The following is a 15210-nucleotide window of genomic DNA, read 5'->3' on the forward strand; positions in this document are numbered from 1 at the left end:
CTATCCATCAGCCTTTCGATGCATATAGGGCGACCGCCGCCGCGTTCGAGACATTGAGCGACCCGAACCCGCCGGCAAAGTCGATCCGCACCAAGGCGTCACAGGTGGTCTTGGTCTTGTCGCGCAGCCCTGGCCCCTCGGCCCCAAGGACCAGCGCCACGGGCCGGTCGCGCTGCCCCTCGATCGCCTGTTCGATGGTCTGCTCTGCCTCGCCATCCAGACCGAGCACGAGGTAGCCCATGTCCTTCAGCGCCTCCATCCCTTCGGCCAGATTGCGGATGCGCAGATAGGGTTGCCGTTCCAGCGCGCCGCTGGCGGTCTTGGCCAGTGCCCCGGTTTCGGGGGCCGAATGGCGCTGCACGCCGACGACAGCCAGGGCACCGAACACCTCGGCCGAGCGCAGGATCGCACCGACGTTATGCGGGTCAGTCACCCGGTCCAGAAGGACGATCCGGGCCGGGCGGTCGCCCGCTGGGATCGCCACATCCTCCAGCCGCCCCCAATCCAGCGGCTTGACCTCGAGCGCGGCACCCTGATGGACGCTGTCGGCGGGGACGGGGGCCGCGAATTTGCGCGGGTCCGAGATCTCGGGCGTCATGCCGGAGGCGGCGATGGCATCGGCCAGTTTCGCCTCGGCGTTCAGGGTCACGACCAGCCGCAGCCGGGTCCGTGCGGGGTTCAACAGCGCGTCGCGCACCGCGTGCAGCCCGAACAGCCAGACGGTTTCGGCGGCGGCCGCCCGCTTGGCCTGTTCCTTTTCGACGACCCACTTGGGTTTCTTCATGGCAAATGCGCCTTGTGATTTCACGGTTCCCCCTGAATGCGACGGGCCGCGCCGGGGTGCAAGGGAAAGCCGGAAAAGGGGGTGAATTTCGCCTTGACGGGGCTACGTGCTGCGCATATTCAGCCCCTCGCAACGGCCCTTCGGGCGCCGTTCGGGCGACGAGCTGCAAGGTGCGGCAGCGGACTGTAACTCCGCCGGGGAGACCCATGCCTGGTTCGATTCCAGGGTCGCCCACCATCCCCCCCAAATTCAAAACGATGGTGATGCCGCGATTGCGCGGGCCGGGGTTGTTCGGCATGGTTGCGCCCATGACCACGACCCGTCCCATGCTTCACCTGTTCTGTGGCAAGATCGCTGCGGGCAAGTCGACCCTTGCGGCGCGGATCGCAGCCGAGTCGGGGGCGGTCCTGATTTCCGAGGATCACTGGCTTGCCGCGCTTTACGGGGCCCAGATGACCAGCCTTGCCGATTATGTCCGTTGTTCCACCCGGCTTCAGGCGGCGATGGGGCCGCATGTGGCGGGGCTGCTGCGGGCCGGAGTCTCGGTTGTTCTCGATTTTCCGGCCAACACGCCGGGGCAGCGGGCATGGATGCGGCGGGTGCTGGACGACAGCGGGGCGGATCACCGGCTGCACCTGCTGACCCCGCCCGATGCGGTCTGTCTGGACCGGCTGCACGCCCGCAACGCGGCGGGCGACCACCCCTTTGCCGCGACCGAGGCGCAATTCGCGCAGGTGTCAAAGCACTTCAGCCCGCCCACGGAGGACGAAGGGTTCACCGTGGTGCCCCACGGGCCGGACCAGCGATAGCCCCCTTGGGTTAGAAAGCCGGACCCTAATATGAACCTCTGAGGTCTTCGTAGGAAACCATCGCATGGTCGCGATAGGCGGGTCGGGTTTGCAGGCGATCATAGTATTGACCGAGATTGGCTAGCGCCGGTCGCGACCAGTTCAGGCTATGGTATCTGTGCAGGATGTGTCCGCAGGCGATGTCGGCGAAAGTAAACCGCTCACCATCCAGCCACGGTCCATCGCCGATGCGTTGGTCCAGCATCGCTGCCAGTGGGATCAGCCGTGCGGTCGCGTCGCGCAGGATGGCCGGATCGCGGGTGTCCGGGGACAGGCGAACATCATAGACGAATACCTCCAGAACCGCCTCGGTGAAGGTGCCCTTGCCCCATTCGGCCCAAGTATCAAGAGGGGCCCTCCGGGCCGGGTCTGCGGGCCAGAACTCGTCGGACCCATAGCGCGCCGCGAGGTATCGCAGGATCGCGGCGCTTTCGAACAGGCAGAGGTCTCCGTCGATCAGAACGGGGACGCGGCCCATCGGGTTCATTTTCAGGTAATCACCGGTTCGGGTTGAGGCATGGCCATGGCCATAATCCTCCCGGTCATATTTCAGGCCCAGCTCGGCAATGGTCCACATCACGAGTTGAACGCTGGAAGAATTGCGCCGACCGAGAACCTTGATCATCAACGTCACCTGTTGCCTGCATATGCCCCGTCAGGGCCGCCGATCCCTGCTAGGGGATCAGCACCTCGTTCCGGTTGAACTGCGCGAAATCCATGGTGCCGTCGTCGAAATAGATCTCGACATAGACGCTTTCGACGCTGTCCGGCGGCAGGGTCACGTAGGGTAGGAAATTCACCATATCAGTGATCGAATTCGGGCTGGCCGTGTCCGCATAGCAGGGTTCCAGCGGAAAGACGGTTTCGGCAGGGGCGCCGTTCAGCCCGTAACGGACCTCCCACAGGCCGCAGCGCCAGGAGAGAAGATGGGTGAAATACAGCAGGTCCTGCCCCTCGTACAGCCGGACCGCGACCCAATTGCCCTTGGTCATGCCAAGGATCGGTTTGATTTCCACGGCAGTGGTGAATTTGCCGGTTGGCACCTGCGGTTCCGGTTCGCGGGCCGACAGATCGTCCAGCGCGGTTTCGGCGGCGGCGGGGGCAGCGGCCATAGTGTCCGGCGCCATGCCATCGGGCGCGGGCGTGATCCCCAGCGCGGTTCCGATCAGATAGGGCAGCATCAATTCCCACATGGTCAAATCCTTCCTGTTATCGCGGCTTTCGCCGGGCAGGCCCCGGCCCTATAGTGGTCCCAAAATCAGTGCGGGTACGAGCAGACTATGGCGCGAAAGAAAGCTTCTGGCCAGAATTTCAACATCATGGTGGTGGGGCAGGGCGGTCGCCTGCAATACGAGGCGCTGTTGTTTGCGGCCTCTTTGCGAGCGAAATCGCCGGGGTTTTCGGGTCGGTTGATCGTGGCGGAACCGCAACCCGGCCCGCGCTGGATGAAAGACCCGCGCATCGCCGCGCCGGTCCGCGATGCGCTGGCGGATCTGGGGGCCGAGATTGTCCCCTTCGAGAACCGGCACTTCGGAGAGGTCTACCCCTATGGCAACAAGATCGAGGGGCTTGCGGCCCTTCCCGCCGGGGAACCTTTCGTCTTCTTCGACAGCGATACGCTGATCCTTGACGAGCTGACCGCGCTGCCCATTGATTTCAACCGCCCCGCCGCGTCGATGCGGCGCGAAGGCACCTGGCCCGAGGAAGAGCTGTACTGGCCGGGCTACACGGTTGTCTGGAAATCGCTTTACGACAAATTCGGACTGGAGTTTGAAAGCACGCTCGACCTGTCGCAACCCGATGAATACTGGCAGCGCTACCTCTATTTCAACGCGGGCTGGTTTTTCGGCGCGGACCCGGCGGTGTTCGGTCAGCGGTTCACCGATTGGGCGGTCGAGGTGCGCGACAACCGGCCCGAGGAACTGGCGGTGCAATCGCTGGACCCCTGGCTGGATCAGGTGGTGCTGCCGCTGGTCATCCATTCCTTCGGCGGTGGGCGGCCGGGCCCGGATCTTGCGGGCCTCGACGGCGACGTGACCTGCCACTACCGGATGTTCCCGCTGCTTTACGCCCGCGAAAGCGACAAGGTGGTTCAGGTGCTGGAAGAGGTCACCGCGCCGAACAGGATCAAGAAGGTGCTGAAGGGCTACGAGCCCATCAAGCGGATGGTGTATCAGGGCCGGGGGCAGAAGGTGCGGGCACTGTTCGACCAGAACGACCTGCCGCGCCCGGAAAAGAAGATCCGCAACAAGATCAAGGCCGAAGGGTTCTGGATGCGGTAGGGCGATCCGGCCGGTGGCTTCAAAGGATACGCCCGCCCCAAGGGGCGAGCGAACACTGCTCCTCTTGCCGGGTGCCTACTCTGCCGTATCAGCGTCGAGCGTGCCGGTCTTGAACAAAAGGCCCGCCGCGACGGCGCCGATAATCGGGGCGACGATAAACAGCCACAGTTGGGCAAGCGCGGTGCCGCCCGCAAAGAGAGCCGGACCGACGGATCGCGCTGGGTTCACCGACACGCCGGTCACGTTGATGCCGACCAGATGGATCACCACCAATGCCAGACCAATTGCCAGTCCGGCCATGGCAGCCGGTGCGCCCTTGGCGGTCGCCCCCAAGATGACGACCATGAACAGGAAGGTGGCGACAACCTCGAACACAAAGGCAGACAGGGTGCCATATTCGCCCAGATAACCCGGCCCCCAGCCGTTCTGGCCAAGGCCGTTGGCAGCAACGGAATAGTCCGCCTTGCCGGTCATGATCAGCATCAGCACGAGCGCTGCGGCGATGGCGCCTGCGACTTGCGCGATGATGTAACGGACGGCTTCGGCCATGGTCATTCTGCCCGCGGCGACCGCGCCCAGGGATACTGCGGGGTTGATATGGCAGCCCGAAACGGGGCCGATGGCATAGGCCATCCCGACAAGCGCCAGCCCGAAGGCAAAGCTGATACCGGCAAGCCCGATGTCCGCGCCGCCGATGACCGCAGCCCCACACCCAAACAGCACGAGCGTGAACGTGCCGATGAATTCCGCGACTTGTTTCTTCATGGTTTGTCCCTTCCGAAGATTTCCCTGCCAGAGTGGCGGGATGCGCGGCCACCGTCAGAGGGAAAAATCCGCAGGCAACGTCATCCGGGCGCGGCCGGAGGAGCGATTGGGGCGTGGCGCACAGCTTGCAACCTTGGGCCTTCCCCTTGATTTCCCGACCCTTCGGGCCTTTGTTGTGGGCAGGTAACCCGGAGGGCGGTACGATGCGCAGGCTTTGGATTTTCGTGGTGGCGGCGTTTCTGGCCCTGCCGGTGCAGGCGCAGGACCGGGTGCCGGGATCGCTGGCCGAGGTGCAGCTGTCCTTTGCACCGATCGTGCGCGAGGCGGGCCCGGCGGTGGTCAATATCTACGCCCGGCGCGTGGTCCGCAGCCAAAGCCCCTTCGCCGATGACCCCTTCTTTTCCCAGCTGTTTCAGGTGGAACCGCGTGAGAGGGTGCAAAACTCGCTCGGGTCTGGCGTGATTGTCAGTTCGGACGGGATCGTGGTGTCGAACAACCATGTGGTCGGTAATGCCGATGAAATCCGGGTCGTGCTGTCGGATCGGCGGGAATATTCGGGCCGGGTTCTGCTCTCGGACCCGGAAACCGACCTTGCGATTATCCAGTTGAACGATGCGCGCGACCTGCCCGCGCTGGAATTCGCCAATTCCGACCGGGCCGAGGTGGGCGATCTGGTGCTGGCCATCGGCAACCCCTTCGGCATCGGCCAGACCGTTTCCAGCGGCATCGTGTCCGGGCTGGCCCGGTCGGGCGGCGAGATGGACCGGGGCCGGGGCTATTTCATCCAGACCGACGCGCCGATCAACCCCGGCAATTCCGGGGGTGCGCTGGTGGATATGCAGGGGCGGCTTCTGGGCATCAACACCTCGATCCTGACCCGGTCGGGCGGGTCGAACGGGATCGGTTTCGCGATCCCCGCCAATCTGGTGGCGCAATATGTGGCGCAGGCGCAGGCCGGGGCCACGGAACTGGAACAACCCTGGGCGGGGCTGGTGGTGCAGACGGTGGACGCGGGCCTTGCCGAGGCGCTGGGCATCGACCCGCCGCAGGGGATCATCATCAACGACATGCATCCCGACAGCCCATTCGGCGACGCGGGCCTGCGGGTAGGGGATGTGATCATCGCGCTGGGCGGGCTGCCGGTGGATACGGCGCAGGAGCTGAATTTCCGGATGAAGACGCTGGGTGTCGGGGCGATCACTGATGTGACCATCGTACGGCGCGGGCGCGAAAGGGTCCGGGCGCTGGAACTGGTCGCGGCGCCTGCGCAGCCCGCGCCCCCCGCCCCGCCGCCCGCCGCCGACCCGGACCCCTCTGCCGGGACCATCACCGGCACCGACACCCCGTTCGACCGGCTGGAGGTCGCGCCGATCACCGACCGGCTGCGCGCCCGGCTGGGGCTGCCGCGCGATCTGTCGGGGGTTCTGGTGACCGATGCGCCGGGGCGGCGGGGGCAATTCCGCGAGGGCGATATCTTTCTGTCGCTCAATGAAACCGCCACACCGGATGTGCCCAGCCTGATGCGGGCGATCCGCGACGGCGGCAACAGCTGGCGGGTGGAATACCTGCGAAACGGCCGCCGGTCGGTCCTGTTTCTGCGCAGCTTCTGATCCTGTACGGTGGGCCAAGACCCACCCTACCCGGGGGCGCTTCGCCCCCCACCAGATCGTTCATGACCCCCCGAGGATATTTTGAACCCAAAGGAGAAGGGACGCTGAGCCCAGCCCCCTTCTTTGGGTCAATAAATATCCCGGGGTGAATGGCCCGGAACGGGCCAGAGGGGCAGAGCCCCTGATGTAAGGTGGGTCTTGACCCACCGCCCCCTGAAGTCGACCGATACCTCTACTTGTAGATCGCGGCGTAGCGGGGGGCGAAGAACTGGACAAATGTCCGGACTTCGGGCCGCCGGTAGGCTTCGGGCGAAATCATGATTTCGTGCTGGGCGGACAATTCCTCGACCGGTGGAAAACAGGGGATAAGCTCGGGCAGGCTTTCGGCCATCCGCAGGTTCACGATGCCCAATCCGCGGCCGGAACTTATGGCCGCATGGGCCAATTCGATTTCGTGGAAGGTCGCCAGAATTTGTTCGGGGGCCACCCGCGCCACCAGCCAATCATGCAGCGCATTGCTGATATCCTCGCGGACGAACGTCACGAACCGATGACCGGCCAAATCGTCGGACGACACGGGCAGGCCGTATCTGTCCGCATAGGATTTTGACCCGAAAAGGGTGAACTGCGCAGTGCTGATCTTGCGCCGGATCAGGTCGGGGTGCTGCGGTGACCGCGATATCCGCATGGCCACATCCGCCTCTCCCTTCATCAGGTCGAGGACGGCGCTGCTGGAGATAAACCTGAATTCAATCTCGGGGTGCACTTCGGCGAAGTCGTTGAAGATCTCGACGACCCGCGCGGACATATTCGCGGAAAAGAAGGTCAGCCGGATGGGCCGGGCGGCGGCAAGATCCGAGGCCGTGTCGCGCAGGGTGTTTGCCGCGGCTTCGACCGCCTCGGCCTTTGGCAGCAGGGCCAGCCCGTGCTGGGTCGGCCTGAACCCGCGGGTGTCCCGGTCGAACAGCGTCAGGCCCAACTCGTGCTCGAGCGCGTCAATCCGCCGGGCCACGGTCGGTTGCGCCATGCCCAGAACCTTGGACGCAGCAAGGGTCGAGCCGGACCGGCAGACCGCCAGGAAGACCCGCAGATCGGACCAATTGTTGAATTGGCTCTTCATTTTTGTAGAGCAACACAACTTTGCAGCGGATACCAGCATATTCGGGGCGGGCGTAGGCTTTGAAGGGTCAACCGAACACCGGAGGAGATGAAAATGGCCTTTCTGGATATCGCCCGCAGCCCGATCCCGTCCTTTCACCTGACCGACCTGATCCGCCGGCCGGCCGGGTGGGTCGCCGACTGGTTTCGCCCCGCAGCTGTCGAAGACAACCGAGAACGCCGGGATTTCATCCGCGACATGATCGACGCCAACCCCGATGCCTTTGCCAGCGAATATGACGTGCAACAGATGATGAGCCATTTCCCCGGCCATTTCTGACGTCGCACGCGGGGGCGGCTGGCCGGACATGGGCCAGACCGGGACATTCGTCCTGTGCCCGCCGCCAATCCGGGACGCCCGTTCCGAAATCAAGCTGTCCCATTGCAGGGGGGAAACGATCCTTCTAGGCTCCGCCGCGACCAACATGAAAGGGAGCCCCCATGTCCGACGGACCCACCTACGGTTTCGACACGCTGCAAATCCACGCGGGCGCCAGCCCCGATCCGGCCACCGGCGCGCGGCAGGTGCCGATTTACCAGACCACCGCCTATGTCTTCAAAGATGCCGATCACGCGGCCCGTTTGTTCAACCTGCAAGAGGTCGGCTACATCTACTCCCGCCTGACCAACCCGACTGTCGCGGCGCTGGCCGAACGGATCGTGACGCTGGAAGGCGGGGTCGGGGGCTTCTGCTGTTCCTCGGGCCATGCGGCGCAGATCATGGCGCTGTTCCCGCTGATGGGGCCGGGCCTGAACATCGTCGCCTCGAACCGCCTGTATGGCGGCACCATCACCCAGTTCAGCCGCACGATCCAGCGCTTCGGCTGGTCCTGCACCTTCGTCGATTTCGACGATCTGGATGCGGTGAAGGCGGCGATCGACGACAACACCCGCGCGGTGTTCTGTGAATCCATCGCCAACCCCGGCGGCTATATCACCGATCTGGACGCGATCTCGGCCGTGGCCGATGCGGCGGGTGTGCCGCTGATCGTCGACAACACGTCGGCTACCCCCTACCTGTGCCGCCCGATCGAACATGGCGCGACCATCGTCGTCCATTCGACCACGAAATACCTGACCGGCAATGGCACCGTCACCGGCGGCTGCGTCGTCGACTCGGGCAAATTCGACTGGGGCAAATCGGGCAAGTTCCCGTCGCTGGCCGCGCCGGAACCGGCCTACCACGGGCTGAACTTCTTCGAGGCGCTGGGCCCGATGGCCTATACCTTCCACGGCATCGCCGTGGGTCTGCGCGACCTTGGCATGACCATGAACCCGCAGGCGGCGCATTACACGCTGATGGGGATCGAAACCCTGTCGCTGCGGATGCAGAAGCATGTGGAAAACGCCGAGAAGGTCGCCGCCTGGCTGGAGGCCGATCCGCGCGTCGATTACGTGACCTACGCCGGCCTGAAATCTTCGCCTTACAATGACCGCGTGGCCAAGATCTGCCCCAAGGGCGCGGGCGCGCTGTTCACCTTCGCGGTGAAGGGTGGCTATGACGCCTGCGTCAAGCTGGTCGATAGTCTTGAGCTGTTCAGCCATGTCGCCAACCTTGGCGACACCCGGTCGCTGATCATCCATTCGGCCTCGACCACGCACCGGCAGTTGACCGAAGAACAACAGCGCGCCGCAGGCGCCGCCCCCGAGGTGGTGCGCCTGTCGATCGGGACCGAAGACCCCGATGACATCATCGCCGATCTGGATCAGGCGCTGACCAAGGCCACGTCGAAGTAGGGAATCCCGGACTGGTCGTGACCGGTCCGGCCCGTTCAGAATGATGCCGCACCCCAGTATTCCGGGGTGCGGTTTTTCATTTTGAAAGGAACGACAGATGTGCCCGATTGATGTAGGCTCTGACCCCTCCACCCCGTCCGACGGCGGCCCGGCCCCCGATGGCGGAACCAAGACCACGACGACCACCGAAGGCGGCACCACCGTCACCACGAAAAGCGGCGGATCGTCGGGCAATGTGTCGATCAAGATCGTCAGCCCCGGCGGCAAGGTGATCCGCATCCTTGTAAACGGCAAGACCGGCGAGATCATTCATATCGAGAAATAGCCCCCCGGGTGCTGAAGGCCCGCCCGATCAGGGGCGGGCCTTGCTGGACTCAGTTCGCCTCGGACAGCTCAAAGACCATCGAGATGCTGGAGTAGATGGTGATTTCACCCGGGGCGACGGGGACTGCCATCTGCGGGGCGGACCGGGACGAGGCCATTTCCATGACAGGCGCGGCCATCGCGCCATAGCCGCCGCCATCGCTGATCGACCCGTCGGTGATCCGAACCACCGTCCCCAGCTCCATCCCCGCCGCATCGGCGTACAGCGCGGCAAGCCGCATCGCCTCGGCCACGGCACGGCGGCGGGCCTCGTCCCTGACGCTGTCTTCGTCCTGAAGCCCGAAGCGGATGCCCTGCACCATGTTGGCCCCGTCCCCGACGGTGGCGGACAGAACCTCGCCCACGGCGTTGATGTCACGGATCTTGGCGGTGATCGTATTGGTCGCGGTAAAGCCCACGATGTTGGAATAGTCGGTCCCGCCCAACAGGTTCTGCCCATAGCGGGGGGTCAGCCGGATCGAGCCGGACTGCACATCGGCCGCGGCCACGCCCTTGGCCGCCAGCCCTTCCAGCACTGCCGCTGTCCGCGCCGATGCCTCGTCCATGGTGGCTGCCTCCGTCTCGGCCTCGACCCGGACGCCAAGGGTCACGGTGGCCATGTCGGGCGGGACAGAAACCTCTCCCTGCCCGGAAATGTCGATTGAACGCAGCGGACCGCCGTCATCGGCCCAAGCGGCGGGGCCGACAAGAAGGGAAAGCGTGGCAAGGGTGACAATCATCAAACGGCGCATGGGAAACTCCTTTTCTGCCCGGTTGTTCGAATGGTTCACCCCTATGACGCATCTGGCAACCCGGTCCTTGGGTCCGGGCGGGGGATTTCCTTGGACTGGGCGGGAAGTTGCTCTAGCCTCGGGTCGCGCGCGGGGATACATTCCGTGCCTGAATGAACAATGCTAAAGCCCCCTCATGACGCCAAATTTTTCCCTTTCCCTTTCGGCTGACGGTATCCGCCTGTTGCGGCGTGCGACCGGCGGCTGGACCCTTGTTGGCGAGGTGGCGCTGGATCACCCTGACCTGCAGGGCGAACTTGGCCGGTTGGCCGAAGTGGCCGCGCGGCTAGAGCCGGGCGGGGTGCGGACCAAGCTGCTGATCCCGAACGACCAGATCCGCTATATGGCGCTGGATACCACCCGCGCCGAGGACGCCGACGTGCGGGCCGCGCTGGATGGGGCGACGCCCTATGCGGTGTCCGATCTGGTCTATGATTACACCAAAGGCGGTGGCCGGACCTATATCGCCGCCGTGGCCCGTGAGACCCTGGACGAGGCCGAAGCCTTTCTGGCCGATCTGCCGTTCCATCCGGTCTGTTTCGCCGGGGTGCCAGAGCCCTTCACGTTCAACGGCGAGGTGTTCTTTGGCCAGACCAAGGCGGCGGCCAGCGTGCTGCGGGCGGGGGACACCGTTGAACGCGATCCCGAGCCGGTGGCGGTGATCGGGGTCGAGACCCTGCCGGAGCCTGAACCGTTGGCCGTGGCGGAACTCGGCCCTGAACCCGAGCCGATTCCCGCCCCGGAGGCCGCCCCGGAACCGGATGACGCTCCGATGGCGGAAGACGTGCCAGAGCAGGAAGACGCGCCGGTCGAGGAGGACGCGCCGGAGGCAGAGCCACCGGCCGAGGAGGTCGTTTTTGCCAGCCGGGCCAAGCCGCTGGTCGCCGACCGCACCATGCCGCCGTCCCCGGCCAAGGCGACGCCCGCGCCGAAGACCGATGCGGGCGAGCCGATGTTCGCCAGCCGTGCCCGGCCGGACCCCGCCGCGCCAAAGGTGGACGGGGCAGGGGATGGCGCGCCGCCCCTTGCGGTGCCGGGGCGCGAGGCAACTGGCCCGCGCCTGAGCATTGGCGCGAAAGACGCGCCGCCCGCCGCGCCCGCCCGCCCGGTCCGGACCGATGCGCCGGTGTCCGACACCGCCCCGACCGTCGCCCCGGTTGCCGAAGGTGTGGCACCGCCGGTGTCGCCCGCTGCCTTGGCGGCAACGATGGACCCGGTCGAAGAGGCGGCGGAAGCCCCCGCCGATCCGGAGCCCGCGGGCAAGCCGGGCCTGTTCCGAAGCCGCCGCAAGGCGGGCAAACGTCCGGCCCCCGCTGTGCCCGAGGAACCGGAAGAAGAGGCCGAACGCCTGACCGTTTTCGGGGCCCGCAAGCGGGGCAAAGCCGGCCATGTCGTCGGCGGCAAACCCAAGTATCTGGGCCTGATCCTGACGGCGATCCTGATCCTGTTCCTTCTGGCGGTGGCTGCGCTGGCCACCGTGGGAACCGAAACCATCGCCCGTTGGTTCGGGTTCGGGGATGCCGCTGTCGAGGTCGCTGCCACGGGTGCGGAGGGCGATCTGGTCGCCGTGCCCGTGGCGATCCCGACCCCGGCTGAGGACTTCCCGAACCTGCCCGCGCCGGAAGAGGAAGCATTGGCCGATGTGGCTGATGCGGAAGACCTGCTTCCGCCTACCGGGGTCGCGCCAGAGGAAGACCTTGCCGCCCTTGATCCGGAGCTTGCCGCAGAGCCGGAGACTGCGATGGCGGTGGAGCCTTCGCCGGTCAATCCCGGCATCCTGTCCCCGGCCGAGGTGCAGCGCCGGTACGAAGCGACCGGGGTCTGGCAGCGCGCGCCGCGCCTGCCGCTGATGCCCCGCGTCGAAGGCACCGACGATGTGTTCCTTGCCGCCGTCGATCCGCACAGCCCCTCTGCCGACGCCATCGCCCTGCCAGCGATTGCCCTGTCCGCCCCCGATCCCGTGATCCCCTTTCCGGTGAACCCGCCGCCCGCCGATGCCGTCTTTGAACGCGACGCGCGCGGTTTCATTCTGGCCACCACCGTCGGCACCCGCCTGCCTGACGGTCTGATCGTTTATGCCGGCCGCCCGGCCGTTGTCCCGCCCGCGCGGCCGGACATCGCCCCGACGCCCGGTGACGATGCCACCGAAGACCCCACGACCGAGGAGGTCGCGCTGCCCGAAGGCCCGCAGGTCACCCCCGGTGGGGTGTCGCTGGCCGGGCTGCGCCCGCGCCCGCGCCCCGGCGATTTCTCGGACTCGGCGGAACGGGACACGCTGGGCGGGTTCACCCGGGCCGAATTGGCGGGGTTCCGGCCCCGCGCCCGGCCCGAAGACCTTGCCCCGCCGCCACCACCCGCCGATGCGGACGCGATTGCCGCTGCCCTTGCCGGGGCCATCGATCCTGCGGCAGAGGCGACGGATCTGGCGGTGGCGGTGTCTGTCCGGCCCGACGCACGGCCGCGCAATTTCGACCGGATCGTCTCGGCCGCCCGGTCCAACCCGCAGCCCGCCCCGGCGGCGGCCGCTGCCCCGGCGCCCTCTGCCTCGGCCTTCGTGGCGCCGAATGGGCCGGTTCCCGGCGGCGTTGCCCGCGCGGCGACCGAGGACAACGTACTGCGCCTGCGCGACATCAACCTGATCGGGGTGTCGGGGTCATCGTCCAACCGGACCGCCATCGTGCGCCTGTCCAACGGCCGGATCGAGGTGGTCCGCGTCGGCGACCGTCTGGACGGTGGTCAGGTCAGCGCGATTGGGGAAAACGCACTGTCCTATGTCAAACGGGGACGGACGATTACATTGGAAATGCCGCGCGGCTGAGGCTGTCCGTCGCGAAACTGTCATTCCGGGGCGCTAGCTGCCGGGTGGTGTTTCGCGCCGGGGAATGAAAGACTGGGACCATGGAAAGCTTTCTGTATCAGGCAACGATCTATCTGGGCGCCGCGGTCATCGCGGTGCCGCTTGCCGCGCGCCTTGGGCTTGGGTCCGTGCTTGGCTACCTTGTGGCGGGGATCATCATCGGCCCGGTGACCGGGCTGGTCGGGAGCGAGACGCAGGATTTGCAGCACTTTGCCGAATTCGGCGTGGTCATGATGCTGTTCCTGATCGGGCTGGAGCTGGAGCCGCGCACGCTTTGGGCCATGCGCACGCGCCTGCTGGGCCTTGGCGGCTTGCAGATTTTCATCACCGGCGGGGTCATCATGTGGGTGGCCATGTTGGCCGGGGAAACCACCCAGACCGCGCTGGCCGTGGGCATGATCCTTGCCCTGTCATCGACCGCCATCGTGCTGCAAACCCTGACCGAAAAGGGGCTGGTGCAGACGCAGGGCGGCCGCAACGTGTTTTCCGTCCTTCTAAGCCAGGATATCGCGGTAATCCCGATGCTGGCGATCCTGCCCTTGCTGGCGGTGCGTTCTCCGGTGCTGCTGAACCCCGACGGGTCGATGTCGCGGGCCTCGGACCCGGATCATCATGGGGACGGGCATGGGGTGTTTTCCCTGCTGGAAGGGATGCCCGGTTGGGCGGTGACACTGGCGACGCTGGCCGCCGTCGCGCTGATCATCCTTGCAGGTGTGTTCCTGACCCGGCCGGTGTTCCGTTATATCCACCACGCCCGCCTGCGCGAGATGTATACGGCGCTGGCCCTTCTGATGGTCGTTTCCATCGCCGTGGTGATGGAGGTCGTGGGCCTGTCCCCGGCGCTGGGCACCTTCCTTGCCGGGGTTGTCCTTGCCAACTCTGAATTCCGGCACGAGCTGGAAAGCGACCTTGAACCGTTCAAGGGTCTGCTGCTTGGGCTGTTCTTTATCACCGTGGGGGCGGGGTTCGATTTCGGGGCCTTCTTCAAGGACTGGGGCGATATCATCGGGCTGACGATCCTGCTGATCGGGATCAAGGGTGTCATCCTGTATTTCCTTGCCCGCCTCTGGCGGCTCAAGCCGCATGACCGCTGGCTGTTCACCCTCAGCCTCAGTCAGGCGGGGGAGTTCGGCTTTGTCCTGATTTCCTTCGCGCTGGCGGCCGGGGTGCTGACGCCGGGCATGGGGCAGAAGCTGCTTCTGGTGATCGCGCTGTCGATGCTGATCACCCCGCTGTTGTTCATCCTTTATGAATACCGGGCCCGCCGCATGAAGACCGAGGTGGAGGCGGAACCGGACGAGATCAACGAGGACGGGCCGGTGATCATCGCGGGGATCGGCCGGTTCGGCCAGATCGTGAACCGGCTGGTGCAAAGCGCTGGCTTCAAGACCGTGGTTCTGGATGCCGACCTTGAGACAGTCCAGATGATGCGGAAATTTGGGTTTCGCGGGTTCTTTGGCGACCCGACCCGCCCTGACCTGCTGAAGGCCGCCGGGATCGCCGAGGCGCGGGTGCTGGTGGTGGCGCTGGACGACAAGGCGGCAGCGGTCCGGCTGGTGTCCTACGCCCGCAAGGAACGGCCCGACCTGCATATCGTCGCCCGTGCCCGCGACCGTGTGCATGTGTTCGAACTCTATCAGGCCGGGGCCAATGACATCGTGCGCGAGCTGTTCGACAGCTCGCTTCGGGCGGGGCGTTATGTTCTGGAAAACCTTGGGCTGTCGGACTACGAGGCGGCGCAGGCCGAGGACATGTTCTATCACCACGACCGCGAGAACATGATCGAACTGGCGCCGCTGTGGAAACCCGGCGTGCCGGTGGAACAGAACCCGGACTACATCAGCCGCGCCCGCGAGTTGAACAACGAGTTGGAGACCGCGCTGGCCAGCCGCCAGCAGCGCAACGAGAAAGCCCCGCAGCGGGGCGGACGACGGGGCCTTGTCTCGTCCGGCGAAAAACAGGGCTAAGCGGCGGATTTTCCTTGCGTGGCGCGGATAACGGCCCTATCCGGGCCG

General features: G+C 65.7%; 14 protein-coding genes and 1 tRNA gene. 9 read left to right on the forward strand and 6 right to left on the reverse strand.

Annotated features, from left to right (window positions below):
• Window positions 1-7: 7 nt before the first annotated feature.
• On the reverse strand, window positions 8-784 hold the full coding sequence (gene rlmB, locus EU803_RS02525) for a 23S rRNA (guanosine(2251)-2'-O)-methyltransferase RlmB (RefSeq protein WP_129679430.1): 777 nt from the start codon (window positions 782-784) through the stop codon (window positions 8-10).
• 153 nt (window positions 785-937) lie between these two features.
• On the opposite strand from rlmB, the gene EU803_RS18490 reads away from it, so the two are divergent.
• Both EU803_RS18490 and EU803_RS02530 read left to right on the forward strand, forming a co-directional pair.
• Window positions 938-1021, forward strand: a tRNA-Tyr gene (locus tag EU803_RS18490).
• Window positions 1022-1092: 71 nt separating this feature from the next.
• Window positions 1093-1593 carry an ATP-binding protein gene (locus tag EU803_RS02530; protein ID WP_129679432.1) on the forward strand — a complete coding sequence of 167 codons (501 nt, stop codon included), beginning with the start codon at window positions 1093-1095 and terminating at the stop codon, window positions 1591-1593.
• Between the two features lie 25 nt (window positions 1594-1618).
• On the opposite strand, the gene EU803_RS02535 is transcribed toward EU803_RS02530, so the two are convergent.
• Both EU803_RS02535 and EU803_RS02540 read right to left on the reverse strand, forming a co-directional pair.
• Complete coding sequence (locus tag EU803_RS02535; RefSeq protein WP_129679434.1) at window positions 1619-2257, reverse strand: glutathione S-transferase family protein; 639 nt, start codon at window positions 2255-2257, stop codon at window positions 1619-1621.
• A 49-nt stretch (window positions 2258-2306) separates the two neighbouring features.
• Entirely contained in the window at window positions 2307-2825 is a 519-nt protein-coding gene (locus EU803_RS02540) for a hypothetical protein (RefSeq protein WP_129679437.1), read from the reverse strand.
• Between the two features lie 87 nt (window positions 2826-2912).
• Here EU803_RS02540 and EU803_RS02545 point away from each other — a divergent pair, with 87 nt between their 5' ends.
• Window positions 2913-3914, forward strand: coding sequence for a hypothetical protein (locus tag EU803_RS02545; protein WP_129679439.1), 1002 nt, complete (start codon window positions 2913-2915; stop codon window positions 3912-3914).
• Between the two features lie 75 nt (window positions 3915-3989).
• On the opposite strand, the gene aqpZ is transcribed toward EU803_RS02545, so the two are convergent.
• Window positions 3990-4721, reverse strand: a complete 732-nt coding sequence (gene aqpZ, locus EU803_RS02550; RefSeq protein WP_277985699.1) for an aquaporin Z — start codon at window positions 4719-4721, stop codon at window positions 3990-3992.
• 161 nt (window positions 4722-4882) lie between these two features.
• On the opposite strand from aqpZ, the gene EU803_RS02555 reads away from it, so the two are divergent.
• Window positions 4883-6289 carry a trypsin-like peptidase domain-containing protein gene (locus EU803_RS02555; RefSeq protein WP_129679443.1) on the forward strand — a complete coding sequence of 469 codons (1407 nt, stop codon included), beginning with the start codon at window positions 4883-4885 and terminating at the stop codon, window positions 6287-6289.
• A gap of 232 nt (window positions 6290-6521) precedes the next feature.
• Here EU803_RS02555 and EU803_RS02560 read toward each other — a convergent pair whose 3' ends face one another.
• Window positions 6522-7409 (reverse strand): LysR family transcriptional regulator, encoded by an 888-nt coding sequence (locus tag EU803_RS02560; RefSeq protein WP_165352755.1) that lies wholly within the window; start codon window positions 7407-7409, stop codon window positions 6522-6524.
• A 93-nt stretch (window positions 7410-7502) separates the two neighbouring features.
• Here EU803_RS02560 and EU803_RS18495 point away from each other — a divergent pair, with 93 nt between their 5' ends.
• The 3 genes from EU803_RS18495 (at window position 7503) to EU803_RS02570 (ending at window position 9509) form a co-directional block, all read left to right on the forward strand.
• Window positions 7503-7727, forward strand: coding sequence for a hypothetical protein (locus EU803_RS18495; RefSeq protein WP_165352756.1), 225 nt, complete (start codon window positions 7503-7505; stop codon window positions 7725-7727).
• Window positions 7728-7888: 161 nt separating this feature from the next.
• Window positions 7889-9184 carry an O-acetylhomoserine aminocarboxypropyltransferase/cysteine synthase family protein gene (locus tag EU803_RS02565; protein ID WP_129679446.1) on the forward strand — a complete coding sequence of 432 codons (1296 nt, stop codon included), beginning with the start codon at window positions 7889-7891 and terminating at the stop codon, window positions 9182-9184.
• A gap of 97 nt (window positions 9185-9281) precedes the next feature.
• Window positions 9282-9509 (forward strand): hypothetical protein, encoded by a 228-nt coding sequence (locus EU803_RS02570; protein WP_129679449.1) that lies wholly within the window; start codon window positions 9282-9284, stop codon window positions 9507-9509.
• A 49-nt stretch (window positions 9510-9558) separates the two neighbouring features.
• On the opposite strand, the gene EU803_RS02575 is transcribed toward EU803_RS02570, so the two are convergent.
• Window positions 9559-10299: an SIMPL domain-containing protein gene (locus tag EU803_RS02575; protein WP_165352757.1), complete on the reverse strand. Its 741-nt coding sequence runs from the start codon at window positions 10297-10299 to the stop codon at window positions 9559-9561.
• 175 nt (window positions 10300-10474) lie between these two features.
• Here EU803_RS02575 and EU803_RS02580 point away from each other — a divergent pair, with 175 nt between their 5' ends.
• Together EU803_RS02580 and EU803_RS02585 are read left to right on the forward strand one after the other, a co-directional pair.
• Window positions 10475-13156 carry a hypothetical protein gene (locus tag EU803_RS02580; protein WP_129679452.1) on the forward strand — a complete coding sequence of 894 codons (2682 nt, stop codon included), beginning with the start codon at window positions 10475-10477 and terminating at the stop codon, window positions 13154-13156.
• An 80-nt stretch (window positions 13157-13236) separates the two neighbouring features.
• A complete protein-coding gene (locus EU803_RS02585; RefSeq protein ID WP_129679454.1) occupies window positions 13237-15162 on the forward strand; it encodes a monovalent cation:proton antiporter-2 (CPA2) family protein in 1926 nt (641 codons plus the stop codon).
• The last annotated feature ends 48 nt before the right edge of the window (window positions 15163-15210 follow it).

The organism is Loktanella sp. IMCC34160 (assembly GCF_004145845.1).
Taxonomy (GTDB): Bacteria; Pseudomonadota; Alphaproteobacteria; order Rhodobacterales; family Rhodobacteraceae; genus SELP01.

What these genes read in the sequence shown, in the direction of transcription:
- rlmB (WP_129679430.1), bottom strand. Translation starts at nt 784, where the DNA reads ATGAAGAAACCCAAGTGGGTCGTCGAAAAGGAACAGGCCAAGCGGGCG.
- EU803_RS02530 (WP_129679432.1), top strand. Translation starts at nt 1,093, where the DNA reads ATGACCACGACCCGTCCCATGCTTCACCTGTTCTGTGGCAAGATCGCT.
- EU803_RS02535 (WP_129679434.1), bottom strand. Translation starts at nt 2,257, where the DNA reads ATGATCAAGGTTCTCGGTCGGCGCAATTCTTCCAGCGTTCAACTCGTG.
- EU803_RS02540 (WP_129679437.1), bottom strand. Translation starts at nt 2,825, where the DNA reads ATGTGGGAATTGATGCTGCCCTATCTGATCGGAACCGCGCTGGGGATC.
- EU803_RS02545 (WP_129679439.1), top strand. Translation starts at nt 2,913, where the DNA reads ATGGCGCGAAAGAAAGCTTCTGGCCAGAATTTCAACATCATGGTGGTG.
- EU803_RS02555 (WP_129679443.1), top strand. Translation starts at nt 4,883, where the DNA reads ATGCGCAGGCTTTGGATTTTCGTGGTGGCGGCGTTTCTGGCCCTGCCG.
- EU803_RS02560 (WP_165352755.1), bottom strand. Translation starts at nt 7,409, where the DNA reads ATGAAGAGCCAATTCAACAATTGGTCCGATCTGCGGGTCTTCCTGGCG.
- EU803_RS18495 (WP_165352756.1), top strand. Translation starts at nt 7,503, where the DNA reads ATGGCCTTTCTGGATATCGCCCGCAGCCCGATCCCGTCCTTTCACCTG.
- EU803_RS02565 (WP_129679446.1), top strand. Translation starts at nt 7,889, where the DNA reads ATGTCCGACGGACCCACCTACGGTTTCGACACGCTGCAAATCCACGCG.
- EU803_RS02570 (WP_129679449.1), top strand. Translation starts at nt 9,282, where the DNA reads ATGTGCCCGATTGATGTAGGCTCTGACCCCTCCACCCCGTCCGACGGC.
- EU803_RS02575 (WP_165352757.1), bottom strand. Translation starts at nt 10,299, where the DNA reads ATGCGCCGTTTGATGATTGTCACCCTTGCCACGCTTTCCCTTCTTGTC.
- EU803_RS02580 (WP_129679452.1), top strand. Translation starts at nt 10,475, where the DNA reads ATGACGCCAAATTTTTCCCTTTCCCTTTCGGCTGACGGTATCCGCCTG.
- EU803_RS02585 (WP_129679454.1), top strand. Translation starts at nt 13,237, where the DNA reads ATGGAAAGCTTTCTGTATCAGGCAACGATCTATCTGGGCGCCGCGGTC.